Origin of the sequence: Emticicia oligotrophica DSM 17448, assembly GCF_000263195.1 — a bacterium.
Taxonomy (GTDB): Bacteria; Bacteroidota; Bacteroidia; order Cytophagales; family Spirosomataceae; genus Emticicia; species Emticicia oligotrophica.
This window is the reverse complement of the sequence record NC_018748.1, coordinates 2,648,198-2,672,121: the sequence shown is the minus strand read 5'-3', so window position 1 is coordinate 2,672,121 and position 23,924 is coordinate 2,648,198. Positions and strand designations below refer to the sequence as shown.

19 protein-coding genes are annotated in these 23,924 nt (G+C 36.2%); 7 read left to right on the top strand and 12 right to left on the bottom strand.

What is annotated here, in order from left to right; translation table 11 throughout:
- The first annotated feature begins 183 nt into the window (after positions 1-183).
- Positions 184-4,020 (top strand): AAA domain-containing protein, encoded by a 3,837-nt coding sequence (locus tag EMTOL_RS11130; RefSeq protein ID WP_015029386.1) that lies wholly within the window; start codon positions 184-186, stop codon positions 4,018-4,020.
- Between the two features lie 57 nt (positions 4,021-4,077).
- Here the strand turns inward: EMTOL_RS11130 and EMTOL_RS11125 are convergent, their stop codons facing one another.
- Positions 4,078-5,139 (bottom strand): TerC/Alx family metal homeostasis membrane protein, encoded by a 1,062-nt coding sequence (locus EMTOL_RS11125; protein WP_015029385.1) that lies wholly within the window; start codon positions 5,137-5,139, stop codon positions 4,078-4,080.
- A gap of 249 nt (positions 5,140-5,388) precedes the next feature.
- On the opposite strand from EMTOL_RS11125, the gene EMTOL_RS11120 reads away from it, so the two are divergent.
- Positions 5,389-6,129: a glycosyltransferase family 2 protein gene (locus EMTOL_RS11120; RefSeq protein WP_015029384.1), complete on the top strand. Its 741-nt coding sequence runs from the start codon at positions 5,389-5,391 to the stop codon at positions 6,127-6,129.
- A 45-nt stretch (positions 6,130-6,174) separates the two neighbouring features.
- Here the strand turns inward: EMTOL_RS11120 and EMTOL_RS11115 are convergent, their stop codons facing one another.
- The 10 genes from EMTOL_RS11115 to EMTOL_RS11070 all read right to left on the bottom strand — a co-directional run bounded on the left by EMTOL_RS11115 (position 6,175) and on the right by EMTOL_RS11070 (position 18,403).
- Complete coding sequence (locus EMTOL_RS11115) at positions 6,175-6,735, bottom strand: CvpA family protein (protein ID WP_015029383.1); 561 nt, start codon at positions 6,733-6,735, stop codon at positions 6,175-6,177.
- Between the two features lie 103 nt (positions 6,736-6,838).
- On the bottom strand, positions 6,839-7,666 hold the full coding sequence (locus EMTOL_RS11110; RefSeq protein WP_015029382.1) for a metallophosphoesterase family protein: 828 nt from the start codon (positions 7,664-7,666) through the stop codon (positions 6,839-6,841).
- Positions 7,650-9,008 (bottom strand): SLC5/6 family protein, encoded by a 1,359-nt coding sequence (locus EMTOL_RS11105; RefSeq protein ID WP_015029381.1) that lies wholly within the window; start codon positions 9,006-9,008, stop codon positions 7,650-7,652. The genes EMTOL_RS11110 and EMTOL_RS11105 overlap by 17 nt, the downstream gene beginning before the upstream one ends.
- Positions 9,009-9,182: 174 nt before the next feature.
- Complete coding sequence (locus EMTOL_RS11100) at positions 9,183-10,625, bottom strand: SusD/RagB family nutrient-binding outer membrane lipoprotein (RefSeq protein WP_015029380.1); 1,443 nt, start codon at positions 10,623-10,625, stop codon at positions 9,183-9,185.
- Between the two features lie 24 nt (positions 10,626-10,649).
- On the bottom strand, positions 10,650-13,883 hold the full coding sequence (locus tag EMTOL_RS11095) for a SusC/RagA family TonB-linked outer membrane protein (protein ID WP_015029379.1): 3,234 nt from the start codon (positions 13,881-13,883) through the stop codon (positions 10,650-10,652).
- Between the two features lie 106 nt (positions 13,884-13,989).
- Positions 13,990-15,051, bottom strand: a complete 1,062-nt coding sequence (gene arsS / locus EMTOL_RS11090) for an arsenosugar biosynthesis radical SAM (seleno)protein ArsS (protein ID WP_015029378.1) — start codon at positions 15,049-15,051, stop codon at positions 13,990-13,992.
- 94 nt (positions 15,052-15,145) lie between these two features.
- On the bottom strand, positions 15,146-15,481 hold the full coding sequence (locus EMTOL_RS11085) for an arsenosugar biosynthesis-associated peroxidase-like protein (protein ID WP_041694079.1): 336 nt from the start codon (positions 15,479-15,481) through the stop codon (positions 15,146-15,148).
- Positions 15,482-15,565: 84 nt separating this feature from the next.
- On the bottom strand, positions 15,566-16,243 hold the full coding sequence (locus tag EMTOL_RS21795) for a DUF2064 domain-containing protein (RefSeq protein ID WP_015029376.1): 678 nt from the start codon (positions 16,241-16,243) through the stop codon (positions 15,566-15,568).
- A 135-nt stretch (positions 16,244-16,378) separates the two neighbouring features.
- On the bottom strand, positions 16,379-17,182 hold the full coding sequence (locus EMTOL_RS11075; RefSeq protein ID WP_015029375.1) for a M48 family metalloprotease: 804 nt from the start codon (positions 17,180-17,182) through the stop codon (positions 16,379-16,381).
- Between the two features lie 75 nt (positions 17,183-17,257).
- A complete protein-coding gene (locus EMTOL_RS11070) occupies positions 17,258-18,403 on the bottom strand; it encodes a serine hydrolase domain-containing protein (RefSeq protein WP_015029374.1) in 1,146 nt (381 codons plus the stop codon).
- Positions 18,404-18,699: 296 nt separating this feature from the next.
- Between EMTOL_RS11070 and EMTOL_RS11065 the strand changes: the two genes are divergently transcribed.
- Positions 18,700-19,686 (top strand): ribonucleotide-diphosphate reductase subunit beta, encoded by a 987-nt coding sequence (locus EMTOL_RS11065; RefSeq protein ID WP_015029373.1) that lies wholly within the window; start codon positions 18,700-18,702, stop codon positions 19,684-19,686.
- A 101-nt stretch (positions 19,687-19,787) separates the two neighbouring features.
- Here EMTOL_RS11065 and EMTOL_RS11060 read toward each other — a convergent pair whose 3' ends face one another.
- The gene (locus tag EMTOL_RS11060) at positions 19,788-20,726 is read right to left on the bottom strand and encodes a LysR substrate-binding domain-containing protein (protein WP_015029372.1); all 939 of its coding nucleotides are present in this window, start codon (positions 20,724-20,726) and stop codon (positions 19,788-19,790) included.
- A gap of 193 nt (positions 20,727-20,919) precedes the next feature.
- On the opposite strand from EMTOL_RS11060, the gene EMTOL_RS11055 reads away from it, so the two are divergent.
- From EMTOL_RS11055 to EMTOL_RS11040, 4 genes are read left to right on the top strand one after another with little or no spacing between them, the layout of a single operon-like run.
- Positions 20,920-21,447, top strand: a complete 528-nt coding sequence (locus EMTOL_RS11055; RefSeq protein WP_015029371.1) for an RNA polymerase sigma factor — start codon at positions 20,920-20,922, stop codon at positions 21,445-21,447.
- A gap of 8 nt (positions 21,448-21,455) precedes the next feature.
- Positions 21,456-22,175 carry a HEAT repeat domain-containing protein gene (locus EMTOL_RS11050; RefSeq protein WP_015029370.1) on the top strand — a complete coding sequence of 240 codons (720 nt, stop codon included), beginning with the start codon at positions 21,456-21,458 and terminating at the stop codon, positions 22,173-22,175.
- A gap of 20 nt (positions 22,176-22,195) precedes the next feature.
- A complete protein-coding gene (locus tag EMTOL_RS11045) occupies positions 22,196-23,053 on the top strand; it encodes a DUF4097 family beta strand repeat-containing protein (protein WP_015029369.1) in 858 nt (285 codons plus the stop codon).
- Between the two features lie 35 nt (positions 23,054-23,088).
- The gene (locus EMTOL_RS11040) at positions 23,089-23,910 is read left to right on the top strand and encodes a DUF4097 family beta strand repeat-containing protein (RefSeq protein WP_015029368.1); all 822 of its coding nucleotides are present in this window, start codon (positions 23,089-23,091) and stop codon (positions 23,908-23,910) included.
- Positions 23,911-23,924 lie beyond the last annotated feature (14 nt).

Below are 23,924 nucleotides of genomic sequence, written 5' to 3'. Positions count from 1 at the left end.
ATTGTGTAAATAATAGGCAAGAAGATAAATACAACTCAACCTGCATTCTATAACGAAGAAAATGGTTAGAATGATGAATCACAAATAAAAAATGTTAAAATGCGTTTATGATGGATAAATGGGTCAAACCACAAAACCTAAAAGGAATAAAAACACCTTGCGGGTTTTTCTTAACTTTGTTACATGCAAAAACTCCTTAAAACATACCTTCGTCGGCTTACCAATCTTACCTCTCGCAATAGGTCGCTTTTATTGCTTAGTTTACCACAAGAGCAATTTATTGATTTACACCAACTCGATTTTTTAGATAATAAACCTTCATTTGAATTCATCAATCAACTGATTGCTCAAAAAACGCAGATTCCGCTATGCGATTTGATGGATAGCAGAATGGAAAAAGTAAACGAAACAAGTAAGATTTTAAGGAAAATTGCCCGTACAGAAGCATTTATCGAGCAAGAAAGAGGATCTGAAGATTTGTACGTAGGTTATCCATTTATCAAAGGGAAACTCACAGATGGAACCGTTGTGAGGTGCCCACTTTTATTTTTTCCAGTGAGCCTTAGCAACAATGGCAAAAAATGGATACTCGAAAAGCGTGATGAAAATATTAGTTTCAATCGGAGTTTTTTGTTGGCTTATTCACATTTTAATCAAGTAAAAATTAATGATGAATTTCTCGAAACCTCATTCGATGATTTCAGCAAAGAAAGCCTTGTTTTCAGAACGCAACTCTATGAATTATTAAAGGAAAGCCCTATTGAGATTAATTTTAATCAAGATAATTTCTCCGAACAACTCACAGATTTTCAAAAAACTACCAAAGCTGATTTAGAACAACTCGAACTCAACGGCGAACTCAAGCTTTTTCCACAGGCAGTTTTGGGTATTTTCCCACAAGCTGGCTCCTATTTAGTTCCTGATTATGAACAATTATTGACAACCCCTATTCCCAACGAAGAAACATTCTTTATTTCTACTGATGAAAAAAATGCAACTAACCCTTCTTTATCATTAGCAGAAGAGTTTAAATTCTTGCCTTTTTCGGTGGATGCCTCGCAAGAAGCGGCGATTAGTCGGGTAAAAGCAGGACAATCTTTAGTTGTCCAAGGCCCTCCCGGAACTGGCAAATCGCAGTTGATTGCCAACCTGATTGCAGATTTTACTTCAAGAGGAAAAAAAGTTTTGGTTGTCTGCCAGAAACGAGTTGCCCTTGATACGGTTTTTCAACGCTTACAAAAAGCAGATTTGACTGATTTTGTGGCCCTAATTCATGATTTTAAGAATGACCGCAAAGCTTTGTTCGAAAAAATAACGAATCAAATTGAGCAAGTTGACAACTATCAAAAAAAGAATAAAAGCCTCGATGCTATTTTTTTGGAGCGGAATTTTGCCCATACCAGTCGAAGAATTGATAAACTTTCGGAAGAACTACAAAACTTCAAAAATGCCCTTTTTGATGAATCAATCTGTGGGATTTCGGTCAAAGAACTTTATCTAACCAGTAAAACAACAAACCCTTATATCGACCTTGCACAAAAGTATAAGGTATTTCATTTCAACGAATTAGCCGATTTTGAAAGTAGGCTCAAACGCTGTTTTCAATATGAAAACAAGCTCCAATCGAGCAAAGATTATGATTTTTGGGCAAGCCGAGTTTCGTTCGCCAACTTTACCTTCACCGATATTCCTAAAATAAAAAATGCTATTGATGAAGTAGTTGATTTTCAAGCGAAAAATTTTAGCTCTTATTCGGTATTAGAACTAAATCAATTCGATGAAAATATCGTAAAACAATTCTCGGAATTATTTATTAGTCAGGAGGTTATCCATATATTCGAAGTAATAAAAAAAGAAAAGAAACCATTAAGTAATCGACAATTTGACCTCAATAAAATAAACTACGAGCTAAGCGAACTCGCAAAAAATCATTGGATAGAAACATTTCTGCCTTACGAACTGCTCTTTGCTAAAAAAATACAAGTTGAGCAAGCTTTCGCTGCCAGTAAATCAGGGCTGAGCTGGTTTTCTTGGAAGATGTTTTCTAAAGACAAAAGAGAAGTTGAAGCTTTACTTTACCAAAATAGGCTTTCGCTTCAAAGTCATGATTTGGAAGTACTCATCCAGAAAATTAATAATCGAATTGCCTTTGAAAATATACGAGAGAAATTAGCAAAAAAAACGATTGATATTGACCCCAAAGATGATTTTGCAAGTATCAACGAACATTTAGAAGATTATATTCTAGCTGATAAAGCTTATGCCCTTTATACAACTCACGAGTATTTACAAACAGATACTTTTTCTTTAGAATTTTATCAAAAACTCATTGGGTTAATCATTGAAACCAAGCAAAAACTGCCCCAATGGCGGGTATTTTTGAACGATATACAATTGAGTCAACTCCAAGCTGGCTTTAGACCTGATTTAAACAATTTCCAGCTTTTTGATTACCTGCAAGAAGCTGATAGCTTAAAAAATAGTTTTGGTCATACCGAATTAGAGATTATCGAACAACTCAAACCTTTTGCCGAAACTGCCAACGAAGTTTTTCAGAATTCATTACGATTAGCTTGGATGGAACATATTGAAAAGCTTTACCCGATTTTGAGAAGTGTTAGTTCGCTAAAAATGGAACAAATGGAGGTGGAACTTCAAGAAGCGGTCATACAAAAACAAGCTTTAAGTCAAGAAATTGTTCTATTAAAACTACGCGAACAAACCTATAAAGACCTTATAATTAATCGTTTGCAAAATGTAGTTAGTTACCGAGAATTATTGCATCAAACCACAAAAAAGCGAAAACTTTGGTCTGTTAGAAAGCTTTTAGAAAACTATTCTGACGAGTTATTCAAGCTAATTCCGTGCTGGATGGCTTCTCCCGAATCAGTTTCGGCAATGTTTGAATTGAAAGAAGGTTTATTCGACTTGGTGATTTTTGATGAAGCCTCTCAATGCTTTGCCGAATATGGTATTCCTGCCATTTTTAGAGGCAAGCAAGTGGTGATTGCGGGCGATTCAAAACAGCTACAACCCAATGATTTGTATCAAATTCGCTACGAAGAAGACCTGAGTGATGAGCCCATTCTTGAAATTGATTCTCTGCTCGATTTAGCGTCACAATACCTTCCACAAGTATTATTGATGGGGCATTATCGTAGTAAATCGCTCGATTTAATTGGCTTTTCAAATCAACATTTCTATAAGAACACACTAAACTTATTACCTCATTATCAGGAAATAAACAAGAAAGAACCAGCCATTCAATTCGTAAAAGTTAATGGCATTTGGGAGAAAAACACGAATGAGCAAGAAGCCATCAAGGTAGTAGAGTTAATCAAGAATTTTCAACAAACAACAGTAACTAAGAGCATTGGCGTGGTGACTTTTAACCACCGCCAAGCAGATTTGATTGATACCATAGCTTGGAAAAATCAAGTCGATATGCATCAGGTTTTGGTGAAAAATATCGAAAATATTCAAGGAGATGAGTTTGATATTGTTATTTTCTCAGTAGGTTACGCTCCTGATACTTCTGGCAGATTATTGATGAATTTCGGGAGTTTAAATCAAATTGGGGGTGAAAATAGACTAAATGTGGCAGTTACGCGTGCCCGAGAAAACATCTATGTAATTAGTAGTATTTTACCTGCCCAGCTTAATGTAGAAAATGCCCAAAACGAAGGGCCCAAACTCTTAAAAAAGTATTTATCATACGCTCTTGCTATTTCTAATGGAGAATTTCTCCATCAATCTATTTTACCGAATAAATTTCGCTTGGATTGGTTTTTAAAAGAACAATTAAAAAAACGTAATAATCAGTATATCAGCGAATTACCTTTTGCAGATTTGACCGTAAAAAAAGAAAATGGCACTTATGAATCCTTGATTTTGACCGACGACGATTTGTATTTTGAAGGCATTTCTCCGAAAGAATCGCATGCTTATCTACCGATTAATTTACAAGCAAAAGGTTGGAAGTTTGAGCGACTTTGGAGTAGGAATTTTGTGGAGAAATAAAAGGTTTTAATAATGAAGTCTTCGCTTAAAGCGAAGACTTCATTATAATATATGACCTTAAGCTTCTTTGTTTTCAGGAATAATCATAGAAGCCAAGATACTCGTAGCTAATATACCTACAATGACGAGCAATGAATGGGTATTTGTAAACCCAAGGCCTTCCATTTGGTGGTGTAAAAGCATTTTTGCACCGATAAATGTAAGCAATACGCCCAATCCTAAAGGCAAATAACGGAATAAGCCCATAATACTCGATAAGAAAAAGAACATCGAGCGAAGTCCCATAATAGCAAAAACATTAGAGAAAAATACGATGTATGGGTCTTTTGTAATCGAGAAAATCGCTGGAATAGAATCTACTGCAAAAACAACATCAGTGCCTGCAATCACGAGCATGACCAAGAAAAGTGGCGTGATATACCATTTTTTGTAGTGCTTGTGATAAATAAAGAAATTATCTGTTACATTACGTTTGTAAACATTAAATATTTTTGATGCTGCTTTTACAACTGGGTGCTTTGCAGGCTCAATTTTCTCTTCTTCCTCTTCTTTACTAAAAAATATTTTTAGTCCCGTATAAACCAAAAATCCACCAAAAATGAAGAGAATCCACTCAAATTCTTGAATCAAGGCCGCACCGATAAAGATAAAAATAAAACGCAAAACTATTGAGCCTAAAATTCCCCAAACCAATACTTTTTTGTAGAATTTCTCATGTACACCAAACGAACTAAAGATAAGAATAAACACAAAAATATTATCAACAGAAAGCGAATATTCAGTTAAATAACCCGTCAGGTAATCAATAGCCATGCTATTTTCAAAAGCTTGTAAAGCGGCATTAAAATCAGTAGGTAATTTCAGTTTATCATAATACTTTAACCTAACAGACTCGAGGTGTGAAGCATCACTAATATCGTGAATCAAATATCCATATTGGCGTAAGAAAAAGAAAAAGCCAACCGCTAAAGCTACCCAAACCGCACTCCAAAGCCCTGCTTCTTTAAAACTAACTTTATGGCTATTCGACTTGCTAAATGCTCCTAAATCGAAGGCCATCACTAAACCCACAAAAATCGAAAAACAGGTGAAAAATATTGTTTCGTTTGAAAAATTCATAAAAGGAAAATTTAAAATATATACTGCTTAAAATCTTTGTACTTTATTTTAATAACACTGTGATTAGTTCTTTATTCACTTGTTATCAGTTGACTACTAACATATTAGTTCTCTTAGAGAGTAAATAAAACTATTTCTAATAACTAATAAAATTTCTCGAATTTGCAATTCAGATGAAACATGCTGTACTTTGTAACACAATTTCAGTTAAATTGATTTGCAAAATTGCACCGAAAACTCGAATAATTCATGTATAATGGTAAAAAAGTAGTCATCGTAATGCCAGCCTATCGTGCATCTTTGACTCTTGAACGTACTTACAAAGAAATTCCCTTTGATATTGTTGACGAAGTAATTTTAGTTGATGATTATAGCCCTGACAACACCTCAGAAGTAGCCAAAAACATTGGTATTCAACACGTTATTCGTCATGACAATAATAAAGGATATGGCGGCAACCAAAAAACTTGCTACAATAAAGCCCTTGAAATTGGAGCAGATATTGTCGTGATGGTACATCCAGATTATCAATATACTCCAAAACTAATCAGAGCTATGGTGAGTATTATTGGTGAAGACCTATATCCAGTAGTTTTTGGTTCAAGAATTTTGGGTAAAGGTGCTTTGAAGGGCGGAATGCCAATTTATAAATACATTGCTAACCGTTTTCTTACACTTACGCAAAATATTTTGATGAATCAAAAGCTTTCAGAGTATCATACGGGTTATCGTGCATTCTCACGTGAGGTACTTGAGGCCGTTCCATTCAAAAAATGTGATGATGATTTTATTTTCGATAATGAAATGATTGCCCAAATTTTTGCCAAAGGCTTTGAAATTGCTGAGGTTACTTGTCCAACTAAATATTTCGATGAAGCTTCTTCTATCAATTTTGTTAGAAGTTCAAAATACGGTTTAGGCGTTTTATGGGTTTCATTTCGCTATTGCCTATCTAATTTAGGTCTATGGAAATGGGATTTGCTTAAATAACCAGCATTATTTTTAAATAAAGAACTACGGGGAGCAGATGCTCCCCTATTTTTCTTCAGTTTCTTTGCTTTTCTCCTTGTCTTCTCCTCGTTTTGTCCATTCCTTAATCATATTTCCGCCAGTAGGAATCCAATCGGAGACCTTTGAGATAACCGTTGGGGCTACCTTCTTAACCACTGGATAAGTAAGCGATTCCTCTCTTAGTTTCTTGGGTAAATTTACATCAATACTACTCATTAACCACAGCAGTGTGCTAATACCAAAAATCCATGTAAAAACCCCTACCAAAGCTCCAGCAAAGCCATCTATGGTTCCTAAAATCGTAAATCGTAAGGCCCTACGAAGCATCCAACCCATTTTATTAATGAAGAAAATAGATGGAAAAAATATTAAAGTAAAACTCAAATAAGGCAAAAATCGGTTAGCTAAACTTTCGCCAATAACTGGGGCTATCATATTCATGCCAAAGCCCAAAAACTTAAACCCAATAACAATAGCTACCACAAATGCTGCTACCCCAATAATTTCAATAAAAAGTCCTTTTTGGTAACCTCTATAAGCACCATAAAGTAGTGGAAGGATAAAAAATAAGTCAAGCACGTTCATAAAAATTCTATTTCTTCTGCAAAGGTACGATTCTCTTCAAAAGGCACAAAAATAGGGCAAATTGAAATTTGCCCTTACAATTTTCTATACTCGGTCATTTCTTTTAAAATTCAATCGGTATTCCTTGAAGAGCGGTTTCCTCATCAGGTAAGATTTCATTATTATCCCAAATACCAGTCAAGAGTGTTTCAGAATATGAATAGGGTAAGCCATTTTCAAGCATCAATTGATTTGCCTCAAAAGATTCATATTCATAATTGTGAAATTTATATGAAAACTGTCCATCAGCATCATCCAAAATCAAATACCATACGCGGGGCGTACCATCATTGGCCGGCATTCCAATCACCCCTGCGTTGAGCCAATATTTACCAGCTTTTTCTTGCCCGAATGGTAAGCCACAATGCCCTGCTAAAACTACATTGGCATTAGTTTTTGAGAAATTGTAAGCTTTTACGGCCCAATCGGTAGAGCGAAAGATAAACTCCGAAATATGCTCATAAGAGCCATGAATTACTTCAATTTTTTGTTTGGCATATTCAAAAGTGAGTCTTTCTGGAAGTTGAGCAAGAAAATTAAGGTTACGTTCAGTCATTTGCATGACCGCGAACGGGAACCATTGTTTCGAAAAGATATCACATCTACTGCCTTCCTCAAAATTACAGCCACAATCCTCCGTCTCATTGATTAAGTTTTGCTCTACATTTCCCTGAATAGCCCAAATACCCCAATCTTCCACAAAATCAATACATTCGCTCGGAGAAGCACAATAGCCCACAATATCACCAGTGCAAATAATATTTTGTGGTGGAATTTGAGCCTCATCAGCAATTCGACGAAGTTCTTCCAGTGATTGGTAATTGGAGTAAATACCTCCAAAAACCAAAATTTTTCCGCTTATTTCTCCAATATTTTTAGTTAACTGACTCAATTTTCTTTCTAAATAAAACTGGTAATAAAAAAACAATAAAACATACGATTGTACCGAAGAAATTGATGCTTAACAAATCGGCATATTTTCCTTCAGAAATCAACATAAATGATGGAACTGGATAAAAAATCATCCAAAAACCAAAAATAACTCCCGAAATAACTGAGGCAAAATAGGAAATTTGAGGGGCGTCTATGTTCCAAAAGATAAATATTGGTGCAAGTCCCATGACCATTGTGCCACTAATCGTGGTTGCTGATAATATTTCGGGGTTAAAGAATATAGGTATTGTGCCCAGAACAGCAATGGCTGTCATCGTAAGCCGAGCCTTTGAAACGCTGATACCTTTTTCTTTCAGTAAATCAATATGTACTAATTTAGCAGTTGAGGTAAAAGTAGAATCAATGGTAGCTGCGGCAGAAGTAAGCATAATGGTATTCATAACCAATAATAAACTCGTACCTAAAAATTTCGCTACCCCGATAGTTGCAGGAGCATCTAAAGCTCTTATTTTGGCAAAAATACCCACAAAGCTAAATAATATGATGCATAAGGCTCCGATTATGGTAGCCCATAGATATGATTTAAGTGTTGTTTTAGGGCTCGAAATAAAACCTCGGTCAGTGAGTATGGGGTCATGAAATGGATAACTTAAGACTTGAATCAAAGCTACCAAAAGTAGATTAACCCCTTGAGCCATTGACCAATTGCCACTCTGTATGAATGTTTTTACTCCTCCATCAGTTTCTGGAATGATGATTCCCAAAATCATGACCATCAATAGTACAAAAAAAGACATTTGAATAAGGTCGGTGATAATAGAGGTTCGCATCCCTCCTTTAAGTGTGTAGGCAAGTGTAAGAAGCGTAAAAACTGTAAGAGAAGCAAAATAAGGTATACTTCCCTTTTCACCGAAATAACTCCCAACAATCATAGTGTTCGACCAAATTTCATTCAACAATCGAAATCCTATCAGAATCGTAAATAAAACAACTGCCCCTTGCCCATACTTAGTTTGTAAGAATTGATGAATACTCTGATAATTACCCTTCGTACGCATACGATAAATAATTAGCCCAGCCACCAAAAACGATAAGTAATAGCCTGCATAAGCCACACCACCCACAATGCCAAATTGGAAACCTAAATCGGCAGCATTAGTTATTGATTTGGCAAATAACCAACAAATCACTAAACTACTGGTCAATAGAAAAGCACTAGGTGGCTCATCATTATGGCTACCTCTAAAAAAATCATTGACTTTTGTTGACCATGGTGAAACCCAAAACAGTACAATATTGACCGCTATTAAGATTATCCATTGCCACGTAAGTGTACTCATATTGTTTATTTTTAACGGTGTATTTTGAAAAACAGAACCTCGAAGGACTGAAACAATTATAGACCGCCGAAACGACATTACAAAATTATTTCATCTCTTCGAGATTCAAAATATCTGTAATTATTACGCTTGCTATAATCTTATCATCCCTTCAGGATTTTTGAATTTTTATGCTTAATTATCCCACCAAACTGATGAATTGATGCTATTTTTATTGGTTTTTTCAGCTGCGGACTTGAAGTTCACATTATTTAGAGCATCTTCGGTGGTTGGATAAGGCATTCGCACGGGAATAAGATTTTGGTTTAAACTGGCAGCAATTGTTTTAAATTTCGGGAATCCTGTTCGACGGAACTCTGTCCAGCCTTCATAACCATTTATTATATTGGCTATCCATTTCTGGGTAATAATCTGTTCGATTGGATTTGCCCCACCGATTTTATATGCAGCAGGACCCGTTTTCAGATAATTTGCAGGCATGGTTGAATACCAATAATCGAATGCCTGACTCACGCCAGTTTCATACAAAACTTTGGCATCGGCAGTAATTAAGCCTTTCTCTGCTGCTTCGGCAAGCAAGAAATTCATTTCAAAACTTGTTAAAAAATTGGCTTTTAATTTACCCGCATCTTCTCTAAAAATTCGGCCTGAAAACGAATAATTTCCAACCGATATAGATAGTTTTGAGGCATCAGGGCCATTCAATAATCCTTTGTAGACATTTGCATTGTTGGCAGTAGGGCGGAATAAAACTTGCTTGCGGGGGTCATCCAATTTAGTTAATATTTCATCCATCGTTTCCGACATAATGAATAAATTAAAATCGCCAATACGTGCTGTTGACATACGAAAATTATTCGGTTGTGAAGCCGTAAATGCATATACTGCATTTTGTGTAGCATCTTTTATGTAGTCTCCGCTGGCATAGATTTGTTTTAATTGCTCGGCTACATTCTCTTTTGCTGAAATACGCATCAAAGCCTTGAACTTCAATGAATTAGCAAAACTTTTCCACTTACTAAGGTCACCATTGAAGATAATATCACCTTGTAGTTTTGGAGCTCCTTTATAATTCGTGATGGCTGCAATAGCCGCATCTAAGTTTTCAATTATTCCTCCTTTTCCCAAATAAATATCTCTTTGGGTATCAAACCTAGGAGTTACATTGCCTTCCTTACCCTTCAAGGCCTCTGAATAGGGCACATCGCCGTAGAGGTCAGTTAGCACGCTTGCTAAATAAGCCTTGTAAATCAAAGCAGGTCCTTCATAAACAGCATAAGCAGCATTTCCTTTTGATTTGGCCAGGAGAATCTCGTTATCACGCAGATTTTCATAGAGAAAAGGCCAAGGATTTCCTCCATATTGTGGTTCTGTTAGACTATGGCGGTCGAATAAATTAAAATCAATGGCGGTGAATAATTGCCCCAATAAATTACCCGCCACAAAACCTTCATACGACATTTGGTCGGCATAATCGAACAATTCTTTTCTAAGTAAAAGTTCGGGTTGAACATCAACAGGGGCAGTTGGATTAATATTTAACTTCTCGAAATTATTCGTACAGCTTACACCACTTACCAATAATATTGCAATAATATATTTATCAAATTTCTTCATTTCTGTATTTTTTAGGGAAAACTTTTAGAAGGTTATACCTAACTTAATTCCAAAACTACGAGTGGTTGGATAACTCATATCTTCCACTCCTGACATCAACTTTTGCCCTTGAAAACCAAACTGCTCAGGATCGAAATGTGGTATATGACTGAATGCATACAAGTTTCTTCCTATAAGCGATACATTTAGACTTTCAATCTTATTTTTTAACCAAGATTTGGGTAGTTCATAGCCTATCAATACCTCACGTAGTTTCAAGTAGGAAGCATTGTAAGTATTATTTTCTTCGTGGTTACGGTCATAATACATTCGATAATACGTTTCTGCATTTAGAGCAACCGTATTTGGCTGATAATTAGGATTTTCGATAGTTCCAACATTCACTACGCCTTTGGCTATAATACCAGCAGTAGGGCGATTTTCGGTTTCTATTAATTGTCCTGCGACTGCGGCTAACGCTAAGGTGCGAGAGACCAATTTTCCACCTTGTCGCCAATCAAATAGAAAACCTAATTGGAAGTTTTTGTAGCTCAAAGAATTATTGAAACCCAACATAAAATCAGGATTATAGTTACCCAATTTAATGAGGTTATTGTTTACAATATAGCGTCCATCTTTGCCGATAATAAATTCTCCTTTTTCGTTTTTCAAATAGCCAGTTCCGTACATATCACCCATTCGGCCGCCCACTTGTACTTGATACCATACCGTTTGATTTACGCTATCATAAATTCGGTTATAAGCCAGAGTAATGGTTTGTCCAGGAATTGGGAGTTTTTCAACAATATTTTTATAAGTAGAAAAATTGAAAGTACTTCGCCAAGAAAATTCTTGCGTACGAATCGGTAATAAATCAAGCACTACCTCTAGCCCCTTACTTCGCACCGCTCCACCATTGACACTTTGTTGAACATACCCAGATGATAAAGCAATAGGCAAAGAAATTATCTGATTTTTATTAAGAGCATTGAAGTAAGTAACATCGAGTTTGATTTTATCATTCAAGAATCTAATATCTGCACCTAATTCGGTCGAACTAATACTTTCAGGCTTCAGATTTGCATTCGAGATTTGACTTTGGTCGCTGAAAGTAGGTAAGCCCCCCACAGGCGTACGAGCCACGAAAGTTCCGATAGTTTGGAAAGGACTAGTATCATTTCCTACTTGTGCATAGCTTGCACGAAGTTTTAAGAAAGAAATAGCCATTGGTAATTTTACAAAGTTAGAAACAACTAAACCAGCAGAAACGGATGGATAAAAGAAAGAAGTATTGGCCGATGAAGTAGCAGTTGCTAAAGCACTCGACCAATCGTTTCTACCAGTAATATCTACAAACAGAAAATCCTTAAAGCTAAATTTTGCTAAACCATACAAGCTATTGATGCGTTTATTACCAACTGCCTGATAGTATTCCAAAGGAGAAGCTGCATTTGATAAAGCATATACGCCGGGCTGTGCCAGAGAAAGAGCCTGTACTTGTTCATTGACCGCTCGTTGATCCATGCGATTGCCTCCCGCAGAAATATCCACACTCAATACCCCAAGTTTTTTTGTGTAGTTGAGCATGAAGTCGGAGTTTATTTCTCGATAAAATACGTTTTGCTCAGCATAAGCCCCAGTTTTAAATCGATTCGAGCTAAAAGCACGGCGGAAAGTACGGTCTTCATTTTGGTAATCCATTCCTGTACGTACTTGCAAAGAAAGCTCTGGTGTAAATTCGTAGCGAGCCGAGAGGTTTCCAAAAACACGGTCTCGATTAAAAGCATTACGGTTTTCGTAGAGCGTAAAATATGGGTTATCGAAATAGGTGTAATTATAGGAGAACTGTTGAACATTTTCTAAACCCGGTTGCCAATAGTTTTTAAGCGGTTCGATATTATTTGAGCGTCCGAACCACGCCACCATTGCATAATTAATATTCTCTGAGCCGTATTTGGTAGCTGGTCGGTTCGAACTTCCGGCGTTTACATAATTTATATTTGAAGTAATTTTAAGCTTAGAAATAGGCGAAAAATTAAAAGCTGTTGAGACCGTTCGACGCTTCAAATCTACTCCTGGAATATATGATTTACTATTTAAATCTGTCATTGAAAGACGAAAATTACCTTTTTCATTGCCAGCAGTAAAGGCTAAGTTATTGATGGTAGTATGACCCGTCTGATAGAAATCCTTTAGATTATTGGGGTAAGCAACAAAGGGTGTAGGCGTAATTGGTAAACCACCATGAATCGCTACATCGCCCGCCCTAACTACTTGACCATTGACTAATGTAACGGGGCTATCATACTGTGGTAATGACAGACCAGCATCTAATTTGGGGCCATAACTGTAGGTGATATTATCATTGATACCCCCACCAAGTCCATCTTTGTAAGCATATTGTCCACTATTACCTAAACCAAAAGTATTCTGAAAAACTGGTAGTTGAAAAGGTGTTTCAGCGTAATTCGAAGAATTGAATGAAATACCTATCCCCCTAGATTTTGCTCCTGTTTTAGTCTTGATAATAATTACCCCATTCGATGCACGGGTACCATAAAGTGCCGCCGCCGATGGCCCTTTTAGCACTGTAACCGACTCAATGTCATCAGGGTTTACCTCCATCGCTCCATTTCCGAAATCAACTTCCATGAAACCATTGGCATCATCGTTCACATTATTAACAATTGTATTATTGTTAATCGGAATACCATCTACTACAAAAAGTGGATTAGTATTTGTAAATGATGACTCTCCCCTTATACTTATACGTGTAGTTGAACCAACCCCCGTTGAACCCGCTGTTATATTTACACCTGCAATTTTTCCAGCCAAATTATCTAAAAAATTAGTTGATTTGACTTTACTTACTTCTTTGGCATCTATTTGTTGTACTGCATAACCAAGGTTTCTCGATTGTCGTTCTAAACCAAGAGCAGTTACAACTACCTCACCCAAAACTTCTCCTGACTCTAAACGAATCGTCAATTCAGATTGCCCTCCTAATGCTACTTCTTGGGTTTTATAACCAACAGATGAAACTTTTATTTGTTGAGTTTTTGAGTCAATATTTAGCGTAAATTCACCATTTTCGTTAGTTACTGTTCCTACAACATTCTTTCCATTGATGGCACTTATACTGGCTCCAACAATCGCCATTCGATTTTCAGAATCGATAATTTTTCCAGTAATTTTTCTATTTTGCTGAGCCATAGCTGATAACGAAAGTATCAGGCCAGACAACACCAATATTATATTTTTAGTAATTTTATTAGTCATGATAATTTATTCAAGATTAATACACTTAGGCAAAAACATACCTTTTTCTTCAAGTTTGAAAGCTCAAAGAATAGTGTTCATGATTATTTTGAGAACCGAATACTTCTTAGGCAACTTCACCTCCACACGAGCTACCAGCACCCGCTGTGCAGCCATAACAATGCTGGTTTACAATTACCGACCGATTACTTAGCTCATCGTAATCAAACTCGCTGATATGCTTTGCTCCAGCTGCTACTTTCAAATCAAGCATTTGATTAAAATCGCAATCATATAGATAACCATCCCAACCAATCGAAAGCGTATTACGGCACATGACATTGGTAGCTGCTACAGGGTTATAAGCAGCAATGAGCTTTTCCATGTAAGTACTGTAATTGCCACTTACAAGCAAATAATCGAGATAACGACTAATTGGAATATTGGTGATGGCAAAAAGTGAGTTGAACTCAATATTGAATTTTGTTTTCAGCACACGCTTAAACTCTTTCTCCAAACCAGTTTGGCTCGACGGCAAAAATGCTCCTGCTGGGTTATAAACTAAGTTGAGAATTAGACCTGTATCTTCCATTCCATACCCAACGGCGTTGAGCATTTGAAGGGCCTTGATAGAATCTTCAAAAACGCCATCACCACGCTGTGAATCTGTACGGTTAGCATTCGTAGCTGGCAATGAAGAAACCACCTCTACTCTATTTTCTTTGAAGAATTCAGGTAAATCGTGGTATTTAGGATTTGCCAATATAATCGTCAAATTACATCGAACAATTATTTTTATGTTCGCATCAGCTTTGCGAATTTCTTCTACAAACCACCTAAAATTATTATTCATTTCGGGTGCTCCACCCGTTAAGTCAACAGTAGTGAATTTATATTTCTTTAGAATATCCACGCAATACTGCATGGTTTCACGAGTCATAATTTCTTTACGGTCAGGACCTGCATCTACGTGGCAATGTTTGCATACCTGATTACACATCTTACCTACGTTAATCTGAAAAATCTCAAGCTTAGTAGGTTTTAGTGGAAACAAGTTTATTTCTGAAAGTTTTTCTTTAAATAAAGGCATTTCACGACCTAAAAGCTCGCGGTCGTTTAAAACCTTTAACTGAAAGGCAGATTCTCCTAATTGGCTCTTTTGAGCTTTTAAACTTTTTACAGGATTCATATAATTTTATTAGAGCGGTACTCCGCAGATTATCGGACTATCTGTTTGGTGTCAATGTTTCTCCAACCCTTGCACATTTTTTATCAAAATATATTTACATCATTAGTTCTTTAGCCTTATTGATCATCTGCACACTATGTACGAGTTTCACACCAGCCGCCATTGCTGCCGAAACATGTACTGCCTCCATCATTTCGTCTTCGGTGCAACCTTTAGCCAAAGTGTCAGCCGTATAGGCATCTATACAATAAGGACACTGCATAGTATGGGCAACTGCCAGTGCTATTAACGATTTTTCACGTTCGGTCAAAGCTCCTTCTTTAAATGTTTCTCCGTAATAATCAAAAAACTTTTTGGCCAAATCTTGTCCGCCAAACTCACCTATTTTTCCAAATTTTGCTAAGTCATCAGAGTTGTAATATGCTTTCATTGGGAATTTGTTTTGATTTAAAAAATGCATAATTAGGCATCGATCTGAATTGACCGATTTATAAAAATTTAAGCATGTTTGTTTTTAAATCGAAGGAGGAGCCCTTAATAAATGATAAGAATTAGTGCAAAGTTTGAAAATAAACACGCTTAATTCTTGAAAAGAAGAATACTTTTGTTGAATAGTTTGTACTAGGAATGCTATCAAATGTTTGGCGTGTTGATAGCCTTTTAATTCTTCAAAAGTATGAATATCGGCTAATGTTTCAAGCCATTCAATCTGCTGATTACCATATTGATTTAGATAGCTTTGAAGCATTTTCCCACTTTGCCAAGCGAGATTTTCGAAGGTTGAAGGCTCGAAACTTTCTTTTGATACCCCTAATAAATATACGCCACCGCGTCGGTCGGGACCAAGTACAGTTTCTGAATTATTTAATTTTTCGGCTGCTTCTAAAAGCTTGGCTTTATTGAGTGCTAAACAATCATTCCCAATACATATAACTTTTGCAAAACCTTGCTCAAAAACTAATTGAATTGCTTCAGAAAGTTGTATTCCAAAAGGTTTTGATGACTTAGAAATGAGTTGATTAGAATAAAAAACTGGTAATTGTGTGGCTGCCGAAACTTGTTTAACAAAACTATTAAGTTTACTAAATACCCATTGATTGGCCCCAATATTATTTTTAGGAGTTAGCCTTTTATTAGATGCATCTTTAGATTCATCCTGCAAAAAAACCAATATGGCAGTAGTATTTTTCAATTTGCTTTTAAGCTTTCGTATTGTCGTTTAAACAAGATACGTAAATATTTGTTTCTTGGATTTCATTTATTACTAAAAAACCGCAAGCTTTTTATATTTAATTACTTGCGGTTATTAATCTATTCTAGGAACATTTTATTGCTTACTATATTTAGCAATATGTTCTTTTATCTTGATAATACGATTTTCCGGACTTGGGTGTGTACTCATAAATTCAGCAGTTTGTTGGCCGCCACTTGCTTCTTCTAAAATTTCCATCACTTGAATCATCGCATTAGGGTCATAGCCAGCTTGAATCATGTACTTTACGCCAAACTCATCTGACTGTAATTCATCATTTCGCCCGAACTTCATTTGTTGAATTTGTGCCACATACTGAGCGATTTGTCCACCACCCATTCCTGTCCCATCAGAAGTGGCAGTAGCTACTGCACCTACTAATCCTTGGTAAAAATCAGACTTTGCCATTTGCTGAGCAGAATGGCGGTGAATCACGTGGCCCACTTCATGGCCTAGTACACCAGCCAATTGGTCTTCAGATTTTAGGCGTTTTAAAAGGCCAACCGTAATGAAGATTTGTCCACCAGGTAAAGCAAATGCATTCACTGTTTGGTCATCGGCCAATACATGGAAATCAAATTGATAAGGAATCTTAACTCCTTTTGCTTTGGCTTCTTCATCTACTTGCTTGACAATTTTATACCCAACGGCCTTGGCTTCTTGTTGTACTTCATTATCAGCGTATAGACCACCATATTCTTGAGCCATCTGAGGAGCACTTTGTAAACCCATCGCCACTTCTTGTTCGGGCGTTAGGTCAATATGTTGTTTTTCGCCAGTAACAGGATTTACCTGATTTTTACTGTAATAACTAATCAAAGCAACGATTGCCATCACGATGCCTATCAGAAATCTGAACTTTAAACCAGATGATTGCATGATTAAAAAGGTTTATTTTTTTGTTTTTCAAAATAAGACTGAACTTTTATCAATTCGAAACAAGTATATTGAACTTTATTTTAAAATTGATAGTGCAGCATCAATATATGTGAAATTCTCAGGCTGAAAATGATGAATATGCTTAGTCGGTTTGGTTTCGCCTAATCGTACAATGATAGCATTTTTTTCTCGAATAGTATATACGTATTGTCCAAAAAGGCCATTCATAGCTGGTATCGAAAAGCCCTTATGGTTGAATATCCAAAACTGGTATCCATAATAATCAACAGGCTTGCCACCTTCGGTTGGGTCTTTTAAGTATAAAGCAGGCGAAGTTGCGGCTCTCATGTAAGCTTCTGGTACAATTTGTTTATCTTTCCACTTGCCGTATGTACGCATCAATTCGCCAAAACGAGCGTAATCGCGAGCAACACCATTGAAGCAACAAAAGGCTTTCTCATGCTGTTGGTCTCCATCGAGTAGCCATTTAGCGTCGTTTTCTGCACCCATTGGGTTTATAAAATAGTTAGAAGTAAGCTCCGAAATACTTTTACCAAATGCCTTTTCTACAATTAAACCTAATACTTGCGTATCGCCACTTCTATATTCCCAGTTGATACCTGCTGGCTCTTGGGCTTCCATCTGTTCTACAACATAATTCAAATCATCGGCATAATACATTTTCGCCGCGAGGCCCATATAACTTTTATCACTTTCTTTGTAGTTTGTGCCAGAACTCATCGTAAGTAAGTCTTTTATCTTAACTTTAGCTAGTTTACCTTCTTTAAAATGAGGTACATAATTTCCTGCAAGTTCATCAATAGACTTAATTTTTCCTTCCCTCACAGCAATACCCACTAGCATTGAAATGATACTTTTTGCGGCAGAAAATGACCCACTGATGCTATCTTTGGTAAATCCATCGAAGTAACGTTCATAAAGAATCTTGCCATTTTGGATGACTATGAATGCATGCGTATTATTTGAATCTATTTGTGCGATAAGCGAATCAGGAATCTGAACTTTATTATAAAGAGAATCTTGAGGCCAAACTTGTGGAGCACCTCCATTCTCAATATGTCGTGTTGGATGTGTACGAAAATCAAAAATAGAATGTTTCCCCCACGATATGAAATTACGGATATGGTCAAAAGGTTGGAGGAATAAAGCCCCCGAAGCCACAGCAGCAGCAGTCAGAACTCCGAAGAGTATTTTTTTCATAATTAGTTATTTATTAGGTTTTATAGTTTAGAGAAAGGGCGTAAAATTAGTATTTTAATCTATTTTTTGATAAAAAATGGTTTGAATAAAAGATAATTTTTAAGTATCTTGACTATCAATAGATTATAAGCACTATATTAGAAAAAAGTTACAATTATCGAAAACATTCGTTGTGAACAAACGATTATGTAACTATATTTGGCATACAATTCTACTGTCAAGCAGTCCCAAAGAATAATGTAAATACTTTAGCGGTTCACCGCAAACCAATAAACTCCAATAAAATACAAACTCCAATGACTGACGCTGAACTATTACAAGTTGAACCTCTTCTGATTGAAGACAAAACTCGTTTCGTTCTATTCCCAATCAAACACAACGATATTTGGGAATTTTATAAAAAACATGAGGCATCTTTCTGGACAGCCGAAGAAATTGACCTCTCACCAGATTTACAAGACTGGGCAAAATTAAGCGATGGTGAACGCCACTTTATTTCTCATGTACTAGCATTTTTTGCCGCATCTGATGGCATCGTAAATGAAAACTTAGCGGTAAACTTTATCTCTCGCGTACAATTTGCCGAAGCTAAATGTTTTTATGGTTTCCAAATTATGATGGAAAACATTCACTCCGAAACTTACTCTTTATTGATTGATACCTATATCAAAGATGCGGTAGAAAGAGATAAAATGTTAAATGCTATCGACCATATTCCATGCGTAAAGAAAAAGGCCGATTGGGCATTGAAATGGATTGAGCAAGGAAACTTCATCGACCGCTTATTGGCATTTGCCGTAGTGGAAGGAATATTCTTCTCAGGTTCTTTCTGCTCTATTTTCTGGTTGAAAAAGCGTGGTTTAATGCCAGGCCTTACTTTCTCGAATGAGCTTATTTCTCGTGATGAAGGCTTACACCGTGATTTCGCTTGTTTACTTTATACACAATACATTCAAAATAAATATCCAGCCGATAAAGTGTATTCTTTGGTACGTGATGCGGTAGAAATTGAGAAAGAATTTGTAACTGATGCTCTTCCTGTTTCATTAATTGGTATGAATGCCGAATTGATGTGTCAGTACATTGAATTCGTAGCCGACCACCTCTTAGAGTCTTTAGGCTTGAACAAAATTTATAATGCTGCCAATCCGTTCGATTTCATGGATATGATTTCACTTCAAGGAAAAACTAACTTCTTTGAAAAACGCGTAGGCGAATACCAAAAGTCTGGTGTGATGTCGCAAAAGAGCGATATGGCATTCTCTTTAGATGAAGATTTCTAATTGAAAATATTCAATAATAAACAAAAGCCTGTGAATGTAATATTTCACAGGCTTTTTGTTTGTAGAGCAAATATCCTTGATTTAGCTCTAAACAAGCTAATTTACATTTCTACTACTATTTGCTTATCGGGTTTTAGGGGCAGTACTTGAGAAACACCTGTTTTTATTTCCTCAGCAAGCACTTCCAATAAACGCGTTTTTACGAAATGTCGGTAAGTAACCAAGCTAATTTCTCGTACAGGAACGGGGGCTTTAAACTCACGTAACTGTTTCTTTTGCTTAGCATCAAAATTGATAACAGCCAATTCGGGTACAACCGTAATACCATTATTCATTTCTACAATTTTCAACAACGATTCTATACTTCCAGCTTCATATTCGAGATTACCAAAGTCGGTATTTTTTTTGCGTAATTCACACAAATTCATCATCTGCGAACGTAAACAATGACCTTCCTCTAAAAGCCAAAGTCGATTCACATCTATTTCTTCGGGTAAAATAAATTTTTTCCTGAGTGTGGTTTCTTTGTCAGAAACAAAAACTACCAATTTTTCGTAGAAAAGAGGATATTCTTTGAGCCCCTCAATATTTATGGGTGTTGCTAAAATCCCCACATCAAGCAAATCTTTTTCGAGTTGCTCTACAATTTGATTCGTATTCAACTCACTGACTTTTACCTTAAGTTGAGGGTTGTTTTTGAGCAACTTATATAAAAACAAAGGCAATAAGTAAGGTGCTAAAGTAGGTATAATACCAATTCGTAAATGACCTTTTACTTCAAATTTGGTATCTTTTGCTAACTGCTTCAAAAAAGCAGTTTCTTTCAAAACTATCTTTGCTTGTCCGATTATTTCCTTACCAGCTTCGGTTGGAATAACAGGTTGCTTACTTCGGTCGAAAATCACTACTTCAAGCTCTTCTTCCAGCTTTTTTATCATCATACTCAGTGTAGCCTGTGTCACACAACATTCATCAGCAGCCTTTTGGAAGTGACGATGCTTATCTACCGCTATGATATATTCTAATTGTTGAAAATTCATATTCTAATATTAAATCATATACAAAGGTAAATGCTTATTTTGCCGTTTTCTAAGCAATACTTTTTGTTTTTGCTCAAAAAAATTATTTTTTCTGATTTTTCTGTAACCTTTCTTTTCATGCTCGGTTTCCACATTCAAATACGCAAAATTATATAAATCCTGAAGCTTGAACGCTATATCTGATAATAACCTGATGCTCAAAGTAAAAGCGGGCGATTTAGACAAGATGGGCTTGCTCTTTGAGCGGTATCATCGAGCACTATTCGCATTCTTTTACCACCTAACGGGCGAATCGGCATACAGTGAAGATTTAGTACAAACCGTATTTTATAGAATGTTGAAGTATAGACACACATTTTCGGCTGAAAGTGGGGAATTTCGTACTTGGATGTATCATTTAGGCAGAAATGTCATGAATGATGCCCTTAGAAAAAATAAACGAATGGTGTATCAAGCAGATATGAGCTCTGTAAGTGAGCGAAACTTAGCCGAACCAGCTGCAGATTTTCAATTGGAAAAGAAACAAGAGATTGATAACCTGCATGCTGCTCTGAATAAGCTCAGTAACGAGCACCGAGAAGTATTAGTTTTGAGCCGTTTTCAAGATTTATCTTATCAGGAAATCGCCAGTATTTTACAAACTTCTGAAGGAAATATTAAAGTTAAAGTGCACCGAGCCATGAAAGAGTTAAAGAGTATTTATTTGAAAGAAATGATTTGATTTGCTTTATGAACGAACAATTTGATGATATTGAAAAATCGCTTTGGGAGCAACTCGGTCGCCTACAAACACCAGAACCGAGTCGTGATATGAAACCCAGTTTTCATGCCATGCTCGAAACTTACAAAGCCGAAGTAGAAGAGAAAAAAGCAAATTCTTGGACTAAACGCTTTACTGATTTACAACAAATATTCACCTACAAACCTGCCTATAATTGGGCTTATGGCTTAGTTATTTTAGTTGTAGGTGTAAGTATTGGTTATTTTTCTGGAAAACCCAATAGTACAGTTACAAGTAGCCAAGAAGATGTAAAAAAGCTTTCATCTGAAGTACAGGAAATGAAAGAAATGATGATGCTTTCGATGCTTGAAAATCCAACGGCCACCGAACGCCTCAAAGCGGTGAGTTATACGCAAGAATTACCCAAAGTTGATGATAAAATAATTGATGCCTTGCTTACAACGCTCAATTCTGACCCCAATGAAAATGTAAGACTCGTTACCCTCGAAGCATTGGTTCAGTTGGCCGATAATCCAAAAGTACGTGAAGGCCTAGTACAGTCATTGATGAAGCAAGAATCACCATTGGTACAAGTGGCACTTGCCGATGCGATGGTCAAATTACAAGAAAAACGCTCAATCAAACAATTTAAGCAATTACTACAAAAAGAGAACCTCAATGAAGCTGTAAAAGGTAAAATTGAGCAGACGATTCAAGTACTTTCGTAAAAACAAAACAACACAAAATTATGAAAAAGTTAATTGTCCCGATTTTGTCGGGGTTGGTATTATCATGCATAAAAACGCCTGCCCAAGACACCAAATTCAGTGAAAAAATACAAAAAGAATTCACTGTTTCACCAAATAGCGTGCTGGCCGTCTATAATATTGATGGCTTTATTAAGGTCGAAGGCTATGCTGGCAATAAAGTTTCAATTGAAGTTGACAAAACACTTTCGGCCGAAACACAGGAGGATTTAGAAAAGGGAAAGCGAGAATTTAAACTGGAATTTGAGCAAAAAGGCGATAGTTTATTTGCCTACATTGCAGAACCGTGGGATTCTCGTCCGAACAGAAACCAAGATAGATGGAACAATGATAACCGCAAAATTCGCTATCGTAGTAACCTAAATTTTACGATAAAAGTACCTAAATCTATGAATTTAGTGGTTTCAACCATTAATAACGGTGATATTCATGTACATGAAGTTGATGGGCAAATAAAAGCCAACAATATCAATGGAAAAATTACGCTAAAAGACATTAAAGCGGCCAATGATGTGCATACAATTAATGGTGATGTAACCATCAATTACCTAACATTACCACCCGATAATGCTAAGTATTATACACTAAATGGGAATCTAAATATCAGTTATCCTGCCAATTTTTCGGCCGATTGTGAGTTTAAAACTTTCCAAGGAGATTTTTTCACTGATTTTGAGGAAGTAGAAACACTACCTGCCAAAGTTATGCGAACAACCAAAGAATCAGAAAAAGGAACGACTCACAAGCTTAGCAAAGGTAGCTTAATTAGGATTGGAAAAGGTGGTAAAAACTTAAAATTCGAAACTTTCAACGGAAATATTTATATCAAAAAAGCATAAACATTCAACTGAGTTTGTGCATAAACAAAAATAAAATGAAGACAAATAAAATCATATTTTCTGCTTTAATGCTTTCAGTTTCTGCATTAAGCACTTTCGCTCAAGACCGCGACCAACTCATTGTACCACTTTCTGACCCAGCCAAAGAAGCTAAAATAAATGTAAATTTAATTACGGGTTCAATAAAAGTAGTTAGTTATGAAGGTAAAGATATTATTATTGATGCCATAGCTCCCATTTCGGAGAAAAAACAATCGAATGAACGAACGGATGGTATGAAACGAATCTCAACAAATGATGGCTTCGAACTCATCGCTCGCGAGCAAAACAATAATGTCAATGTAAGTATCGACCGCGTAAACATGAAGGTCAATTTAACTATCAAAGTACCTCGTAAATCATCTTTAAAGCTGAAAACTATCAACAATGGTGATATTTATGTGGAAAATGTATCAGGCAACCACGAAATTTCGAATATTAATGGAGAGATTAAAATGAAAAATATTTCGGGAAGCGTTGTGGCTAACACCATCAATGAAGATATCATCATTAATTTTACTGATATTACGCCCAATACGCCAATGGCATTTACTACACTCAATGGCAATGTTGATATTAGTTTTCCAGCTTCGCTAAAAGCTAACGTAAAACTCAAATCTGATATGGGTGAAGTGCTTACTGACTTTGATATTGAAGTAGATAAAACGCCTGCTAAAATCAAACAAACTGCTGATAAAGAGAAAGGGCTTTACAAAATTCAGAAAGACGAATGGACTTACGGCAAAATCAATGGAGGTGGGCCAGAAATCATGATGAAAACCATGCATGGAGATGTGCTGATTCGTAAATTAAAATAAAAAAATAAAACCCC